The sequence below is a fragment of the Caldicoprobacter faecalis genome, from assembly GCF_900115765.1.
In the GTDB taxonomy this organism is placed as follows: Bacteria; Bacillota; Clostridia; order Caldicoprobacterales; family Caldicoprobacteraceae; genus Caldicoprobacter; species Caldicoprobacter oshimai.
In genome coordinates this window covers 117,662-132,035 of sequence record NZ_FOXR01000003.1, presented here as the reverse complement: position 1 = coordinate 132,035, position 14,374 = coordinate 117,662, and the positions used below count along the sequence as shown (strand labels likewise).

Genomic DNA, 14,374 nt, shown 5'->3' with positions numbered 1-14,374 from the left:
CCCATACCCCTCAAAACAAAAGTTCATTCGAATTAAATCCTGCTAATGCGTCTTGTATAGATACTTCCCCTCCATTTAACATCAAAACCACACGCTCATCCACCTTATAGTTTATCCTTTCAATGGCATCTTTGTGAACATTCAAAGCATTTACCAGCTCAGTAATATCCAGTTTACCATCTTTTATATCCCTGATCTCTTCGTCGTTTTTGTCGCTCACAAACTTTATCCTCTTGTCCAGCTCACCCATATGGAAATTCTTTTCTTTGTATACAACCTGAATCAGCAGCCTGGGCATCTGACCGGCCTTTGAAGTGGATATAAGATTTTTAGTACCGTTCCACAATCCTTCCAGAAGGTACAAAATATCCTGCTCTGTTAAATCAATCCCCTGGCTTGCTGCTACATTTTCATTGACAATGCCATAGAAAGCTATCAGTGAGTAGGGAAGTATGTACTTCTCTGTAAACGTACCCTGTTTTTTGTCCTGCTGAGAAGGCATTACAGTGGTCCCTTTGACGTATACCACATTCACCCTGTGCAACGACCTGCCGTATTTGAACTGCACCGGCCCCGTCAAGGTCATAGTCTTGCCTTTAACCGCAGTGGTCGCCCCAAAAAGCCTTACATCAATACACTTCTTTACAATATCTTCATTGTCTTTAAAATCAGCCAATCTCTCCTCTTTGGTCTTTAAATTCCCATCGGTATCTCGTATCTCCAGCACAAACACGTCCAGACCTTTATAATAATGCAGGTAATCCCTCACAGTCCTCTTCAGCCTTACATCTGTGACTATGTTGACCCCTGTCTCCTCATCTATTCTAGGCTTGTTTTCATCCACCGGGTCCCCATTGGGATTGGCATCGGTCACATCATAAAGGAAAAGTATCTCAGACCTATTTTTTATGGTCGACATATTGCATACCTCCTCATCGTTTCATTTTTTATTCTTGTTTTATTCTTGAATTTGAATTTCCTCAGGCTTTTCATCTGGATAAATTATCTTGGCCACTTCATCCACCATGTTCATACCAGCTGCAAAATAGAAATTGAGCTCATCAACCGGCATCTGCCATTTGTCCTGAGCAAGCAATATATAGTTGGCCGCTTCCCTTGCCAGAATTCTCTTGCCTTTATCAAAGGCATTGTATTCCTCCAGCTTGTTTTGCACCTTCGGCAAGAGCCCTTTAAAATCGCTTTCGTTCATCTTCAGGCTCTTCAAGTTTTTCATAAACGGCTTTGCTCCTCTTTCCTTGTACTGCTTCCTGAGCAACAGTTCGGTAAGGGCTCCCAGGAGAAACAGGCCTCTTTTCAAAGGCGTCTCAAACGCAGGGCCATATTTCTTAAACAATCCATCAAAAACCCTCTCTTCCATGACCTCCTCCTCCATTTCTATCAATCCTAATTTTTGCAAGAAATATATCGTCATCAGACCATCCCTGACAGCCTGATAAAAGTAGCCATCGTTTACAAATTCATGCCTGACTTTCTTCATGATGAACTGGAGCAAGAAATGATAACTGACCGGCCTATCCTTAAACACCCTGTCTACAACATCAAGGAAATACCCATCCAAGTCATAATCTCTCTTGTTTGGATCAGACTTGGAGAAGAAGCTCCTTATTGAACCGAATGTGAACTTGCTTGCAAAAATCTCATCAGTTTTATATTTTGCGTCAAATATCCTACGAAGGCGGGACGGAAATACGTCTTCTATCAATAGAAGGATTCTTTCAGCAGCGTTTATCTTCTTGAGAAAAAGGAAATTTAACGCTATGACATCTTTGATATCTTTAAGATAATACAATATATCGTCTTCATCGGTTGTAATCCTGTCTATTACTTCTTGTTTCAGCGAAACCAACTTGGAAGTGTTAGCAAATATATCAAGAATCTCATCAGGAATCATTTCGGCCCCTACAATGAATTTAGGAATAAGATTATACTCTATCCCACAGAATCTAAAAGTCAAGTGCTTTTCGATGTATTTTTTCCCTTCGTCCAGTGCCAGCTTACATTCCCTACATACAGGAAAGTTCTTCCATGCGTCGTTTTCTCTAAACCCACCAGTTATATAACCGATTTTATCCAGAGTATAAAATGCATATGTATCTAAATTGCCAATCACCAAATCCTTTTTTGCACCGCATATCGAACACACCTTATCTTTTGCCGCACATTTTTCATTCTTCTTATCGACCTGATACATAAGGAGTGTTGTAAAGATGGGAAAATCTCCGACATATCGTACTTGGTCATTCTGTCGAAACTTTAGAGTGACCAATATCCCTATTTTATTTGGCGTCTCATCTCTTATCCTTAAGATTTCTTTCTTTATGTAATTGGCATTTAAGTCTAATTGTTTCCTGACCTGACTTAAAAATACTTTATCCTGTTGAGAGATCTGTAAACCTCTTTCATCAAGTATATTGAACCAGCCAAGTATCTTTCTATCAAAAGTTCCTTCAGGCTTTCCGCTCAATTTAGCTGTTGGAGTAAGGTCTGCACCATTGGCAGCACCACTTCTGTATAAATATTTCATTATCTTTGTCTCATCATAGTCCTCAAGCTCAATCCCTTTAAAATTCCATTCGTCATCGTTAACCTCTTCTAAAACGATGGCTATAACCTTTCCATAATTGCCGGTAGAATTAGGGTCCTCCACAAGAACCTCCAAATGACTCAGCCCGCGTTGTTCAATCCTTAATCGACCTATCTCCTTTACTGCCGCAAGCATGGTCCTTCCCCCCCTTGTTACCCAATCGGATAATCCTTATAAAAAGACACCGGTAAATATTCCTTTTTTCGTCGGCAACCAAGTATTATACTACTAAAAATCTAAATCATTTACTGATTTAGCTAAAAATTTCATATTGCATCTTTTACAACTATTATACCACATAAATAGACACTATATTTGTCTCATAAAATTTTTCCTCAAAAATTTTTTGCAAAAATTTTCCCGAAGTACTCTCACCTTCTCAACCCCTCTATGACCTCAAAGCAACCAAAGCCCTGAGAGTTTTTGCTGCCCAGTCCGGCCTCATAGGCAACCTTTATAAGCCGCCTGTCTCCCTTCAGCTTGTATATGCCGTTCCAGCCCTTTATAACCGTGTTCTTGTATTCAAGCACCTTACAGTATCGGTCATCCTTTGGCCCCAAGGGCTCTATCCTGATATCGCCGTCCTGCAGCTTTTGACCGTATATAAGCTGATATTTCCGCTCAAGGTTTATCCTTATAAGCTCGGAAAACCACTCATCCCATGGTGAAAAATAGATGGTTCGCGAGCCACCGCTCTTTCTAACGGTGTTATAAGCCACAACGGGTGAGAGCATCTTTATGGTTACCTCTTCGCTGAAATCCACATCCTCAAACCCCTGGAATACCGCTACACTGGTAAGCATCAGTCTCTGCCCACATATGTTCAGGTTATCATTTCTTAGCATGCCCTCCGCCAGCTCGCGGAGGAACCTTTCAACCGGTGAAGCCACAATAAGACTGACGGGGGGCGTAAACTCGATCTTACTGCCACTTATCTTGAAACGCCCCTGCAGTCGAGAAAAGGTAAACAGTTTAAACTGCCTGCCGTTTATGACAAACCCCTGGTCATGGAGAAAATCCGAAAGTTCTCGAGAGATATTGTTGTATATCATAGCCTGTACAAGATAGTTATACTGTAGCGGTATAACGATGTTTTTGTCGGAAACAAAAGTAAGCTTTATCCTCATAAGCTCTTGCACCCCTAAACCATTTTTTAACTTTAAGAAACCGACATGGTTGGGGTATTTATAATCCGCCGTTTAAGCAGCCCCATCCCCAACAAGCGGTAGCTGGGACAATTTACCCATATTTAAATTTAATCAAATTGAAATAACTGTGGTTTTACATCTGTATTCGACAATACAATTGCTTAAAAAGTCCGTTTTATTTTTAATTCTACATTATTTTACCGATTCCTTCTTTGATCGGGCAATATATGAGAAAAAAACCAAAAAATAAATTCTGTCCCGACAAAACAATTGTAAACTTTCGTATTTGATTTGGGTTTATAATTGTGACTTTTTGGTTTATAAAGCCATTGAAACTTACAAAGGTATATTTAAATTATCAATGAGGAGGAGAAAGAATGATAACATACGCCATAGGGATTCCATATTTTTATGCGATATATAACTTTTATCTCGGCAAATCGCTACCCTTTACGGCAGCGTAACCATGATGATACCTTACATGGTAAAAGACCTAATAACTGGCCTTTATAGTCGCGCTGACCTCGTGAAGGGTCCTGCCCATACTGAGGCGAACAGGTATAGTCCCATCTCCCACCCTACAAAAATATCATAAACTAGATCACCTTTTGATCAGACTGTATATAGCCTCTGGTGCATAAGCTTTGGCACATAGCTTAATCATCATTAATGCACAGTTTTGATACAAAAAGAGGGCTACATCGGAAATCAAATCCCAACGCAGCCCTCTTTTTATAATCTTGCTCTCACTTAAAATACACATTTTGTGTTAGCACCACATTTTATTGAGTAACGTAGCGCCTAACAGGCTCCCTTACACCGACCATACAAAGGACAAAAAGCCCTCAAAAGCAGACATACCTGCTCTTTTTCTTTTAAAACGGCATACTCCTCTATACGTTTGAATCAATGAGAGGCACTTGCGATGATCAGTAGTCACTGCTTGCCCATTGAGAACGCTCTTCCCCCTACTCGATGCTTATAGCTCCGCTTGGGCACTGCTGTTCAGCGTCCTTTGCGCTGTCGAGAGCATCCTCGGGTATATCAGCATCTATAGCCACGGCCAGTCCGTCATCGTCCATGCTGAAAACCTCAGGGCATATATCCGCGCAAAGTCCGCAACCGATGCATGTATCCTTATCGACATGTGCTTTCATTCAAAATCCTCTCCCTTCATCAAAATCGTTATTTGTATATTTCAGCATGCAGTACAAGCTTTTAGATCAAAAAACTTCACTGCTTGCCGTAAAACCTTGGACTAGGTGCCTTCACCACGAAGAACTCCAGCACGTCATCATGCTGGTTGTACACGTTCATCTTCGTATTATACGGAATATTCACTATGGTCCCTGCAGGGTAAACATGCGGCTATTGATCGTCCAACTACAGCGTAATATTCCCCCTCACCACAATCATGTACATGTTGGAATTTGAATAGTGCTGTGGCAGAGCATCACCCTTTTTAAGTATCATATGGTTTACGTTCACATTCTCATCACCCACTATTCTTTCTATAACCCTATCGTCCACCTGTTGAAACACAAATTTTTTCTCAACCATAAAATTTACTCCTTTTGTATGTACTTACAGCATTCCATCTTTTGGATCTCTATCCATCTCCTTTCTTTGATATCTTTAAAATTAAGCCTATGGCACGCTAAATAAACAATTTTTGCCACTTGACATTACGAATACAAACATAAGAAATAAAAGCCAAAAGAGCCGCATAGCGATAAACCGGCTTCTTCATAGACTCCGGCACAGCCAAATCCTTGATGCGCAACCTGCGTTTAACCCTGGTTACAAGATTCATAAGAGTATTTACGGGACATATCCATCCACAGTAAAATCTCCCAAAAAACGCCGCCAAAACCACGGTTAAAAGAAATATGCCCATCCACAGCTGAATTCTGCCTGACGCAGCAAGCTCAAAAAACAGCACAGCAAAGAATGCCTGAGACAGCGCCTGTCAAACCCTTGCCATTTACCCCCCTCATTCCATTTTCACGCGTCTATTATACAGCAAACAGATACAAAAATCGGTATCTGCAGTTACAATCTTTGAGGAGCGGGAAAAATACAGGGAGCCTTATCTCGTTATCAGGCTCCCTGAAAACCATTCCAGCGCACTATGTCATCAAGCTTCTTGCGCTGGGCCTGATGCCTATCGGGATTCCCCTTATCGGCAGGATAACCTATTGGCAGGAGAACCACCGGCTCAATATGTGCGGGTAGATTGAGAACCTCGCGGCACTTTGCGGCATCAAAAGCACACACCCAGCACGTACCCAGCCCCAGCTCTGCTGCCGCCAGGGTCATGTGGTCAACCGCGATGGCCACGTCGATATCGCAGTGGTCCTTGCCGTCGGCCCGCTTCCATGACTTGCTGTGATCACCACAGGCCACAATGATTGCCGGAGCATCTTTGATCCATTGCCCCCTGTAACTTGAAGCCACCTTTTGTTTTAAATCCTCATCGGTAACCACGACAAAATAGAAGGGCTGCAGATTACAGGCCGAAGGCGCTATCCTCCCTGCCTCAAGTACCTGTTCAAGCTTTTCCTTTTCCACCGGCACCTTCTTATAGCTGCGGCACGAATACCTGTTCTTTGCAAGCTGCAAAAAATCCATAAAACACACCTCCTGTATTTTTATGTAAATTTTACTTTTTACACTAAAATCAATATATTATTTTGCTGCAAACTTAATCTTCTTAAGTACAGCTTGATAAAGTAACGCTTATGTATGCTTTTTCTCACGATATTTTGTCACGCCTGCAAGACAATTTACCGCTGCACTTCTCAAATCTGCAGCTCCACTACCTGTACATCCAGTTTGCCAACCAGCCTCTCTACCAGCCAATCGTGGCATGTGAATATGAAAACCTGGCGCTGCTGTGCCAGCTCCTTGAGCAAGCCAAAACCATTATCCAGGCGGAAACCATCCCAGTTGACAAACACCTCGTCAAGAAATACCGGCATTGACCTTCCTCCCGGGTCCAGATGCTCTATAAAAGCCAAGCGCAGCGAAAGATAGATCTGCTCCAGTGTACCCCGGCTCAAAAAGCCCTCTCCAACCTCTATCAGCTCATCGCTGTAGCCACATTTCACAAGCAGGCCAGCCTGCTGCCCCTCTTTTGTAAACAAACGGGTGTATCTGCCATCCGTAATGATGGAAAGATACCTGCCGGCCTTCTTTAAGACATCGGGCTGGTGTTCTTCGCGGAAGCGCTTTTCGGCCTCCAGAATCAGATTCTTGAGCAAGAGAATTCGATCCCTCTGACGGACTATTTTTTTCAATTCCCATTCAAGCACAGCAATCTCGCCTTCTATCTCGTCCATGTTCCCCTGCCCCATGCCAAGCTCGATCTCCTTCTTCAGTGTACCTATCTCACTATTTAAAGCATTCAACTCCTGCTCTATCTGATCCCGCTCTGCCTTTGCCCGTGCCAGCATCTCATCATCAAATATCCACTCTTCATCTTTTTGGGTAAGCTCCATAATCTGCTGCCGTATATCGTCCAGGTCAGGATAATCCCGCCTTAAATCCTCCAAAAAGCTGTCAGCCTGACGGGCCAGCTCCCGAGCCTTCATGAGCCCATCAATCCTGGCATTTATGTCCTCACCGGGGAGCTCCTCTAAACGTCCTAATATGTAGTTTTTCTCCCGCTCAAGCTGCACCACCGTCCCATTAACCCTGGACAGTTCCGACTCTAAGTCCTCCATCTGGCTTTTCGCCGCTTGTGCGTCCTGATAGCGCCTTTCGGCCTCCTGTAGCGCAACCTCAAGAAGGTCTATTGCGCTGAGCACATCCCCCTGCCTGGCAACGTCGATACCGTGGCTGTAGCCGCTATATACAACTCCAAAATTCCCCGCACCAAAGTCGCTGCAGGTGTTAGCAGATGAAAGCCTGGAACCGCTCACATTAGAATCGCCGTCATGGTGCTCGCTATCACATAGCAGTCTAAAGCTCTCCACGCCATTTTTATCCAATCCGCATGCCTTAAGCAGCTTCAAGACCCTGTGCTCATTCTGCTTTATCCGCTCAACAAGCACATCCCTTCTTCGAGAGCTTTCCTTTATGCGCTCCAGCAACTCCTTGAGCCTGCCTATGTCGACCAGCAAAGTGCTGTCGGGGTTCTCAAGCCTTTGAAGTGCAAGGGGAACCCCTTTGATGAGCTTTTGAATCTGGCTGCGCTCCTCGTTCACCCTGTCATGCAGCTGGGCAAGGCGCCTTTCCTCCAGCTCCAGCTCGCCGTATTCCGCTGTCCTGCCACCAAAAAGCCACCATGCCAGCAGCAAAACCACGCCTGTCACCATCACAATGGCGGATACAAATCTCATTGCCGATGCGCCAGATAGGATAAACCCCAGCATCCCCATAATTGAAAAAGCCCCGGAGAGCCATGGCACATACCTGGCACCGCGCCTTTGCCCCAGCCTTACCCTTAAAGCCTCAACCCTGTTTAGCTGCTCCTGATACTGCTCCCGTGCCTGCCTGAACGAGTCTATCCCCGCCTTTAATGCAGCCGCATCAACGGCATTTACTATCTCCGCAAGCTCTGGTTTCCATCCCCCCACTAATACTTCAGAGGCATGCCGCCTGAGCTGCTCACCCCAGCTCTTTATATCCGTCTCTATATTATTAAGCTCATCCTGGTCGGCTTTTATCCGGTCATACGACTTGACCAACAGCTTGATCTCCCCGGCATGATTGAGCAGCGCCTTATCCCGTTCTGTACAGGCTTTGATCACGCCTTCAAGCTGGCGCTTTTTTCCCTCCAGCCTTGCTCTTTGGAGCCTCAAATCCTCCAGCTGCCTGTCAATATATTCAAGGCGCTGTGCAGGGTCAGGCGGCAGGTCATCATAATCGGACGCATAGGCCGAAGCCTCCTTAAGCTCCTGTATTCGCTTGAGCTTTTTTCGCACGGGATTCAATCGCTCGCAGCGGTCTATATATGCCATCAACTCGGCCTTTCTGGCGATATCCTTTTCAAGCATACGCTGGCGCTCGACCAGCTCCATTTGCGCACGGCGCAGCCGTTCTTCCCTTGCCCTGGCTTCTTCCAATGAAGCCCTAAGTTCCTTCAGCCGTTCCCCAATATCCCTGGCCCGTGGCCTGCCCCTCCTGTCAGGGCGCCACAGACGATTGGCCTCATCATCCAGTTCCCTGACCACTTCGCTGACCGGCCTGAGAAAAGAGCTGAACTGTCCTCCCAGCAGCTGTTGCTGCATGGCCTCCCATGCGCTGTGCTCCGGAAACTTTAAATTGCGCAGCTCAATGGCATAGACCTCCCTGAAGACGTCCCGCGGCAAAACCTCTACATACGGCAGCGTCCTGTTTCTAATCTCGACCACCTCGTCTTCTTGGATCAACATCCCTATGGGAGTGCTTCGCAGCCTGCGGCTTACGGTAACGACTTCCCCTTCTTCAAGCAGGAGCTCACCTTCGCAGGCAGCTTCTGCCTCGCCCCAGGGCACATAGGGATTTGCATCCCTGTTTGCCGGATACCACCCGTAAAACAGCGTGGTTATAAGGTTGAAAAGCGTGCTTTTCCCCGATTCATTGCGTCCGCACACCAAGATAAGCCCTGGTTTCAGCGGTGGACTTTCCCAGTCTTTTAAACACCCAAAGGCTTGTGCCTTTAACCTTTGAAACCTCATGTCAGTTCTCCCCCCAGCAACCGGGCCGCCAACTCATAATCCAGCCCCTCAAGCAGCCCCTGGAGGTACGCAATGGTTTCGCTGGCGTCCCCACCAGGGCATCCGGCCAATACTTCCGGCTTTAATTTGAGCAAAACCTGTGGATCGGTCCTGGCCTTCTCCAGAATATCCAGGGCAACGCCCAGCACATGAGGCTGCCCCCTGTAATCATCGGGCACCACAGGGCGCGTGAGGCCGTCGAGCACCACTTCCACACATCTAAAACCCAGGACGTCGGATAAATACTCCTCCAGCACCTGGATATTCTCCTCCTGAATGCTTCCTTGAGTCCCTTGAGAGCGGAGCTGGTTATACAGAAAGCACGGCCCTTCGAGCAGCACCCTGGCTATGGTCTCATGGTGGCCATCAGCATGCCCATGCCTTTCAGCCTGCTCAGCAATCGCCCTGTACATATGTTCCTGCAGCTCGGCCAGGGTCCTCACTTGAGAGAGGTTATTCACTTTAAATGTGGTCCAGCACACCGGCGCCACAGGATAGAATTCAGCCTTAACTCGCCCTGTATCGCCTATCTCCACTACATAGACACCCTTTAAACCCTCCTCGCCATGGTGGCGTCCCATCAGGTTGCCGGGATAAACCACCAGCGGCTGCTCGGAAAGATGTGCTCTGGTGTGAATATGTCCCAGCGCCCAGTATGTATAATTCTTGTCCGCCATATCCTCAAGAGTACAGGGAGCATACCTGTCATGCTCCTCTTCTCCCCTGGCACCGGTAACCCAAGCATGTACAAGCCCTATATGGGGTATGCCGGTATCCCGGGCACGCGGAAAATCTTTGATGATATTATCCTTTTCACGAGGGCTTTCATGCCCGGCTCCCGTGATCCAGGCCACAAGCTGCCCATCCCTGTCATAAACAGGACAGGTTTCGGGCTGCCTGGCATTAAATACCTTTACGTTGTCGGGCCATTCAATCAAGCTTCTGCGGTACATCACCCCGGCCGGATCGTGGTTGCCCGGCGCATAGAATACTGGAATCTTGGCCTCAGAAAGCCTTTTCATCTGTTCTACTATAAACTTCTCGGTAGCAAAGCTCAAGGTCTGGTTATCAAACAGGTCCCCTGCAATGAGTAGGGCGTGCACCTTTTCGGATATGGCTAAATCTACTGCCCTTTGAAAAGCCTGACGAATTGCCTGGCGCAAAAACATGCGCATATCCTTCGTCCTGGCCTGGAAAGGCGTATCCAGATGAACATCAGCCAAATGCAGAAATTTGAACCCCACCATACGGCCCTCCTTTACTCCCACAAGCATATTTTACCACATTTTTTTAGGCAATTCAGCTGCTTTTGTAGGAGAGGGCATTCCCTTGATATTCTCCTACTTCTTTTATCAGCTGGTTAAGCAGCCTGAAAAATTCAATAAATCTCTTGTTCCTTTCCTCAAACTCCTTCATACATTTTTTCACAGCCTCATTGGTGGATTCAAACGCCTTTTTCAGCTCACCCTCCAAGAATTGTATCCTGCTTCTCAAAGCGGCATTTTCCTGCTCCAGAGCGACTTTACTCTGCAACAGTCTCTCTGCCATGGCTATCATGATAGTAACATCCACAATCCCGTTCTGCGGCAACCCGGCTGACTTTTTAAACGCATTTACCGCAGCCTCAGTTTCAGCACCGAAAATTCCATCTATCCCGTATTTAGGGAGCTGATAACCTAATGCCATTAAAAGCCTTTGCAGCCTCTCAACCGCCGGTCCTCTGTCTCCCTTCTTCATGTCATCCACCTCCTCAATATTAGGGCTATTGGTTGCGGCTATAACAATTTTCTTAAGTGGAAAATAGCTGCCGGGACAGGCAGTAGTAGATCCTGGCACCTCGTTATGGCCCTTGATCCACTTAATATAAGGATATTCCTCCATCAAATCCTTTACGACCTTCACCAGAGCATCAAACTGCTCCGCGGGCATTTCCCTGTCATACGGCTGGCCGCTTAAAGGATGATACATGCCTTCAGCACATACGCCGATACTCTCGGAGTTGACCCCTTCAGCATGCGCCCCGACAGCCCATAACGGCCGCAGTTCCCACACCGAGCCGTCCTTGCGCACGTAAACGTTATATCCTGCACCCAGCCATCCTCTCCGAAGATGCCATTCGTGTATTTGCTGCGGCGTAGCTCTTTGAGCCGCGGCGTGATGTAGTACAATGCCATTGGTAGCAGCCCTCGGCCTTAATTTACCATTGAATTTTAGATTGGCATTTTTCATGTAGTCTCTAATGGGCATGGGTACCCACCTTCCCCTTGCTAAACAAACTATGTAAAGTTTATAAAGAGGTACCTTAAAGTCTGGCTGATTAAAGTTTACAGCGGTTATTAAACATAACAGACTTGTTTAATAATACTAAAAGTCTAATGAATTGCGCCGAACTAGAAATACTTACTAAATAGTATAAAAAACACATCAAAAGTGGCACCTATAACACCCCGCCAAAACAGCACTATTATTTAGCCATTACCAAAAAATAAAAGTTGATAAACTTGACAACCAGTGCGTCAAAAACGTAAGCATAAAATAATCCCCACTTTGAACAAAAGTGGGGATTATTGTGTAAAGTTGTTGACCATAGCAAAAGCTCCTACAATGCATTGAGATTCGTTGTAAAATTAAATGCAACACCAAAAATTTTAACTTGTAAAAGCGGCATTGCGTGTACAGAGGATAAACGATTCCCAGGCCTATAACAGTTGACATCGAATAAAAGGTCTTGATAACATCTAAGTGATGTCATGGTCACAAAAGCAGTTAAATCGGACAAGGAGTTGAACGTCTAAACGTAATTTACAAAATTAAGAAAATATGCTTAGAAAAGGAAGTGTATTGCCATGTCAGTGAACATCGACAGGTATGAACTGGTGAGAAGGCACAACCCTGTCCTCAAAGATATTGACCCTTGGTCTCCCTTATCGGTGGGGAATGGCGAATTCGCATTTACGGTAGACATAACCGGGCTTCAGACATTTACAGAGATATATGACAGCTATACGCCCCTTTGTACACAGTCGCAATGGGGCTGGCACTCCTTCAAGCCAGCCGACAACAAAAATTTTTTCAGAGATAACCTTAAACTGGAAAAGTTTATTGTAAACGGCCGCGAAGTAGGATATGCAACGTCTGCCGAGGGGCAAGAGGAGCTGTTCAACTATCTGAGGCAAAACCCCCACAGGCTCAATTTAGCCAACATAGGCTTTGACTTTTCTTCTCTAGGTGAAAAACCCGTCCATTTAATTGACAGGGGGAGTATCCATCAAGAGCTTGACCTATGGCAGGGCGTCATCACCAGCCGTTTTTGCATAATCGGTTATCCCGTTTGGGTGAAAACCTGCTGTCATCCCGAGCTCGACGCCGTCGCTGTCAAAGCACAATCTCCCCTTATAAAAGATAAGAAGCTTAAAATCCTGTTTCGATTCCCGTATGGCTCTCCTGCCAAAAACGCTTCTGACTGGGAAAGCGATAACAAACACGATACAAAGGTTATTCTTGCCAATGAAAACACTGTTGACCTGCTCAGGATAATCGATGATGAACGAATTTTCGTAAGGATATCGTTCAACAAGGGAACCCGTCTATCAAGGCAGGCCAGGCACAAGTTTGTCCTCGAAAATACATCGAGTAACGACACCATCGAATTTACCTGTATGTTTTCTCCCATACCCATCCGCCAGAGAGAATTAACCTTTGAAGCCGCAGAAGAAGCCAGCAAAAAGCACTGGGAGAGTTTCTGGCTGGAAGGCGGTGCCATTGAACTGGCTCACAGCCAGGATGAACGCGCAATTGAACTCGAAAGGCGCATAGTGCTTTCCCAGTACCTCACTGCCATCCAGTGCGCGGGTTCCATGCCCCCTCAGGAAACGGGGCTTACCTGCAACAGCTGGTACGGCAAATTCCACCTTGAAATGCACTACTGGCACGCAGCCCATTTCCCCCTGTGGAACCGCGCCAGGCTTCTGGAAAAAAGCCTGTGGTGGTATATGTCCATAATGGACAAGGCTGAAGAGCTGGCTGCCTCACAGGGATACAGGGGAGCTAGGTGGCCCAAGATGGTAGCGTATGACGGCCTGGACAGCCCTTCGCCAATCGGGCCCCTTCTCATATGGCAGCAACCCCATCCCATAATGTACGCCGAGCTGTGCTATAGGGCGCATCCTGACCGCCAAACCCTGGAACGTTACTGTGAGCTGGTATTCAAAACAGCCGAGTTTATGGCCTCGTATGTCATATATGATGCAAAAAATGACCGATATGTCCTGGGGCCGGGCCTTATACCGGCGCAGGAAAACCACAGCCCGCATATTGCCCTCAATCCAACCTTTGAGCTGGAATACTGGAGGTTTGGCCTTAAGATAGCGGGATTGTGGCGCAGGCGCCTGGGCCTTCCCCTTAAGCCAAAGTGGGAAGAAATTATATCCAAGCTATCAAAGCTTCCTGAAAAGGACGGCGTATATCTTGCCCATGAGAATTGCCCCGACACCTTCACCAGATTCAATCACGACCATCCCTCCATGCTTTGTGCACTGGGAATGCTGCCCGGTTCAATGGTGGACAGGGACGTGATGGCCGCTACCCTTGACAGGGTGCTGAGCAGCTGGGACTTTGAAAGCATGTGGGGCTGGGACTTCCCGGTAATGGCAATGACTGCCACACGGCTGGGGCAGCCCGAAAAAGCGATAGATATTCTGCTGATGGATGCGCCTAAAAACACATACCTTCCAAATGGGCACAACAAGCAAGGCGACAGGAGCGACCTGCCGCTCTATCTGCCGGGCAATGGGGCACTGCTCATAGCAGTGGCTATGATGGCAGCTGGTTGGGATGGGAGTGCCGATAAAGATGCTCCCGGCTTCCCCAGAAACTCGAAATGGAAGGTCCTGTGGGAAAAGATCAATCCATTGCCGTAA

The 14,374-nt window shown here is 46.4% G+C and carries 11 protein-coding genes; 1 reads left to right on the top strand and 10 read right to left on the bottom strand.

The annotated features are described in order from the left end of the window. Positions 1-10: 10 nt before the first annotated feature. The 10 genes from cas7b to BM241_RS02245 form a co-directional block, all read right to left on the bottom strand. Positions 11-919 carry a type I-B CRISPR-associated protein Cas7/Csh2 gene (cas7b, locus tag BM241_RS02290; protein WP_025748597.1) on the bottom strand — a complete coding sequence of 303 codons (909 nt, stop codon included), beginning with the start codon at positions 917-919 and terminating at the stop codon, positions 11-13. A 39-nt stretch (positions 920-958) separates the two neighbouring features. Beyond that, positions 959-2,740: a TIGR02556 family CRISPR-associated protein gene (locus BM241_RS02285; protein ID WP_025748598.1), complete on the bottom strand. Its 1,782-nt coding sequence runs from the start codon at positions 2,738-2,740 to the stop codon at positions 959-961. Positions 2,741-2,976: 236 nt separating this feature from the next. Continuing rightward, positions 2,977-3,732: a CRISPR-associated endoribonuclease Cas6 gene (cas6, locus tag BM241_RS02280; protein ID WP_025748599.1), complete on the bottom strand. Its 756-nt coding sequence runs from the start codon at positions 3,730-3,732 to the stop codon at positions 2,977-2,979. Positions 3,733-4,721: 989 nt separating this feature from the next. Then, a complete protein-coding gene (locus tag BM241_RS02275) occupies positions 4,722-4,910 on the bottom strand; it encodes a ferredoxin (RefSeq protein ID WP_025748600.1) in 189 nt (62 codons plus the stop codon). 226 nt (positions 4,911-5,136) lie between these two features. Continuing rightward, positions 5,137-5,313: a cupin domain-containing protein gene (locus BM241_RS12735; RefSeq protein ID WP_242948228.1), complete on the bottom strand. Its 177-nt coding sequence runs from the start codon at positions 5,311-5,313 to the stop codon at positions 5,137-5,139. A 97-nt stretch (positions 5,314-5,410) separates the two neighbouring features. After that, complete coding sequence (locus BM241_RS02265; protein WP_092281942.1) at positions 5,411-5,695, bottom strand: 4Fe-4S binding protein; 285 nt, start codon at positions 5,693-5,695, stop codon at positions 5,411-5,413. A gap of 158 nt (positions 5,696-5,853) precedes the next feature. After that, positions 5,854-6,384, bottom strand: a complete 531-nt coding sequence (locus tag BM241_RS02260) for a nitroreductase family protein (RefSeq protein WP_092281941.1) — start codon at positions 6,382-6,384, stop codon at positions 5,854-5,856. A gap of 170 nt (positions 6,385-6,554) precedes the next feature. Continuing rightward, the gene (locus BM241_RS02255) at positions 6,555-9,416 is read right to left on the bottom strand and encodes an AAA family ATPase (RefSeq protein WP_092281940.1); all 2,862 of its coding nucleotides are present in this window, start codon (positions 9,414-9,416) and stop codon (positions 6,555-6,557) included. Then, the gene (locus BM241_RS02250) at positions 9,413-10,699 is read right to left on the bottom strand and encodes a metallophosphoesterase family protein (protein ID WP_177206066.1); all 1,287 of its coding nucleotides are present in this window, start codon (positions 10,697-10,699) and stop codon (positions 9,413-9,415) included. The genes BM241_RS02255 and BM241_RS02250 overlap by 4 nt, the downstream gene beginning before the upstream one ends. A gap of 55 nt (positions 10,700-10,754) precedes the next feature. Beyond that, positions 10,755-11,702 carry an N-acetylmuramoyl-L-alanine amidase gene (locus BM241_RS02245; protein ID WP_092281938.1) on the bottom strand — a complete coding sequence of 316 codons (948 nt, stop codon included), beginning with the start codon at positions 11,700-11,702 and terminating at the stop codon, positions 10,755-10,757. A gap of 599 nt (positions 11,703-12,301) precedes the next feature. Here BM241_RS02245 and BM241_RS02240 point away from each other — a divergent pair. After that, positions 12,302-14,374: a glycoside hydrolase family 65 protein gene (locus tag BM241_RS02240; protein ID WP_242948227.1), complete on the top strand. Its 2,073-nt coding sequence runs from the start codon at positions 12,302-12,304 to the stop codon at positions 14,372-14,374.

Excerpts from the sequence above, each read along its gene's own strand:
- BM241_RS02245 (WP_092281938.1), bottom strand. The coding sequence starts at position 11,702 with ATGCCCATTAGAGACTACATGAAAAATGCCAATCTAAAATTCAATGGT.
- BM241_RS02240 (WP_242948227.1), top strand. The coding sequence starts at position 12,302 with ATGTCAGTGAACATCGACAGGTATGAACTGGTGAGAAGGCACAACCCT.
- BM241_RS02275 (WP_025748600.1), bottom strand. The coding sequence starts at position 4,910 with ATGAAAGCACATGTCGATAAGGATACATGCATCGGTTGCGGACTTTGC.
- cas6 (WP_025748599.1), bottom strand. The coding sequence starts at position 3,732 with ATGAGGATAAAGCTTACTTTTGTTTCCGACAAAAACATCGTTATACCG.
- cas7b (WP_025748597.1), bottom strand. The coding sequence starts at position 919 with ATGTCGACCATAAAAAATAGGTCTGAGATACTTTTCCTTTATGATGTG.
- BM241_RS12735 (WP_242948228.1), bottom strand. The coding sequence starts at position 5,313 with ATGGTTGAGAAAAAATTTGTGTTTCAACAGGTGGACGATAGGGTTATA.
- BM241_RS02255 (WP_092281940.1), bottom strand. The coding sequence starts at position 9,416 with ATGAGGTTTCAAAGGTTAAAGGCACAAGCCTTTGGGTGTTTAAAAGAC.
- BM241_RS02260 (WP_092281941.1), bottom strand. The coding sequence starts at position 6,384 with ATGGATTTTTTGCAGCTTGCAAAGAACAGGTATTCGTGCCGCAGCTAT.
- BM241_RS02285 (WP_025748598.1), bottom strand. The coding sequence starts at position 2,740 with ATGCTTGCGGCAGTAAAGGAGATAGGTCGATTAAGGATTGAACAACGC.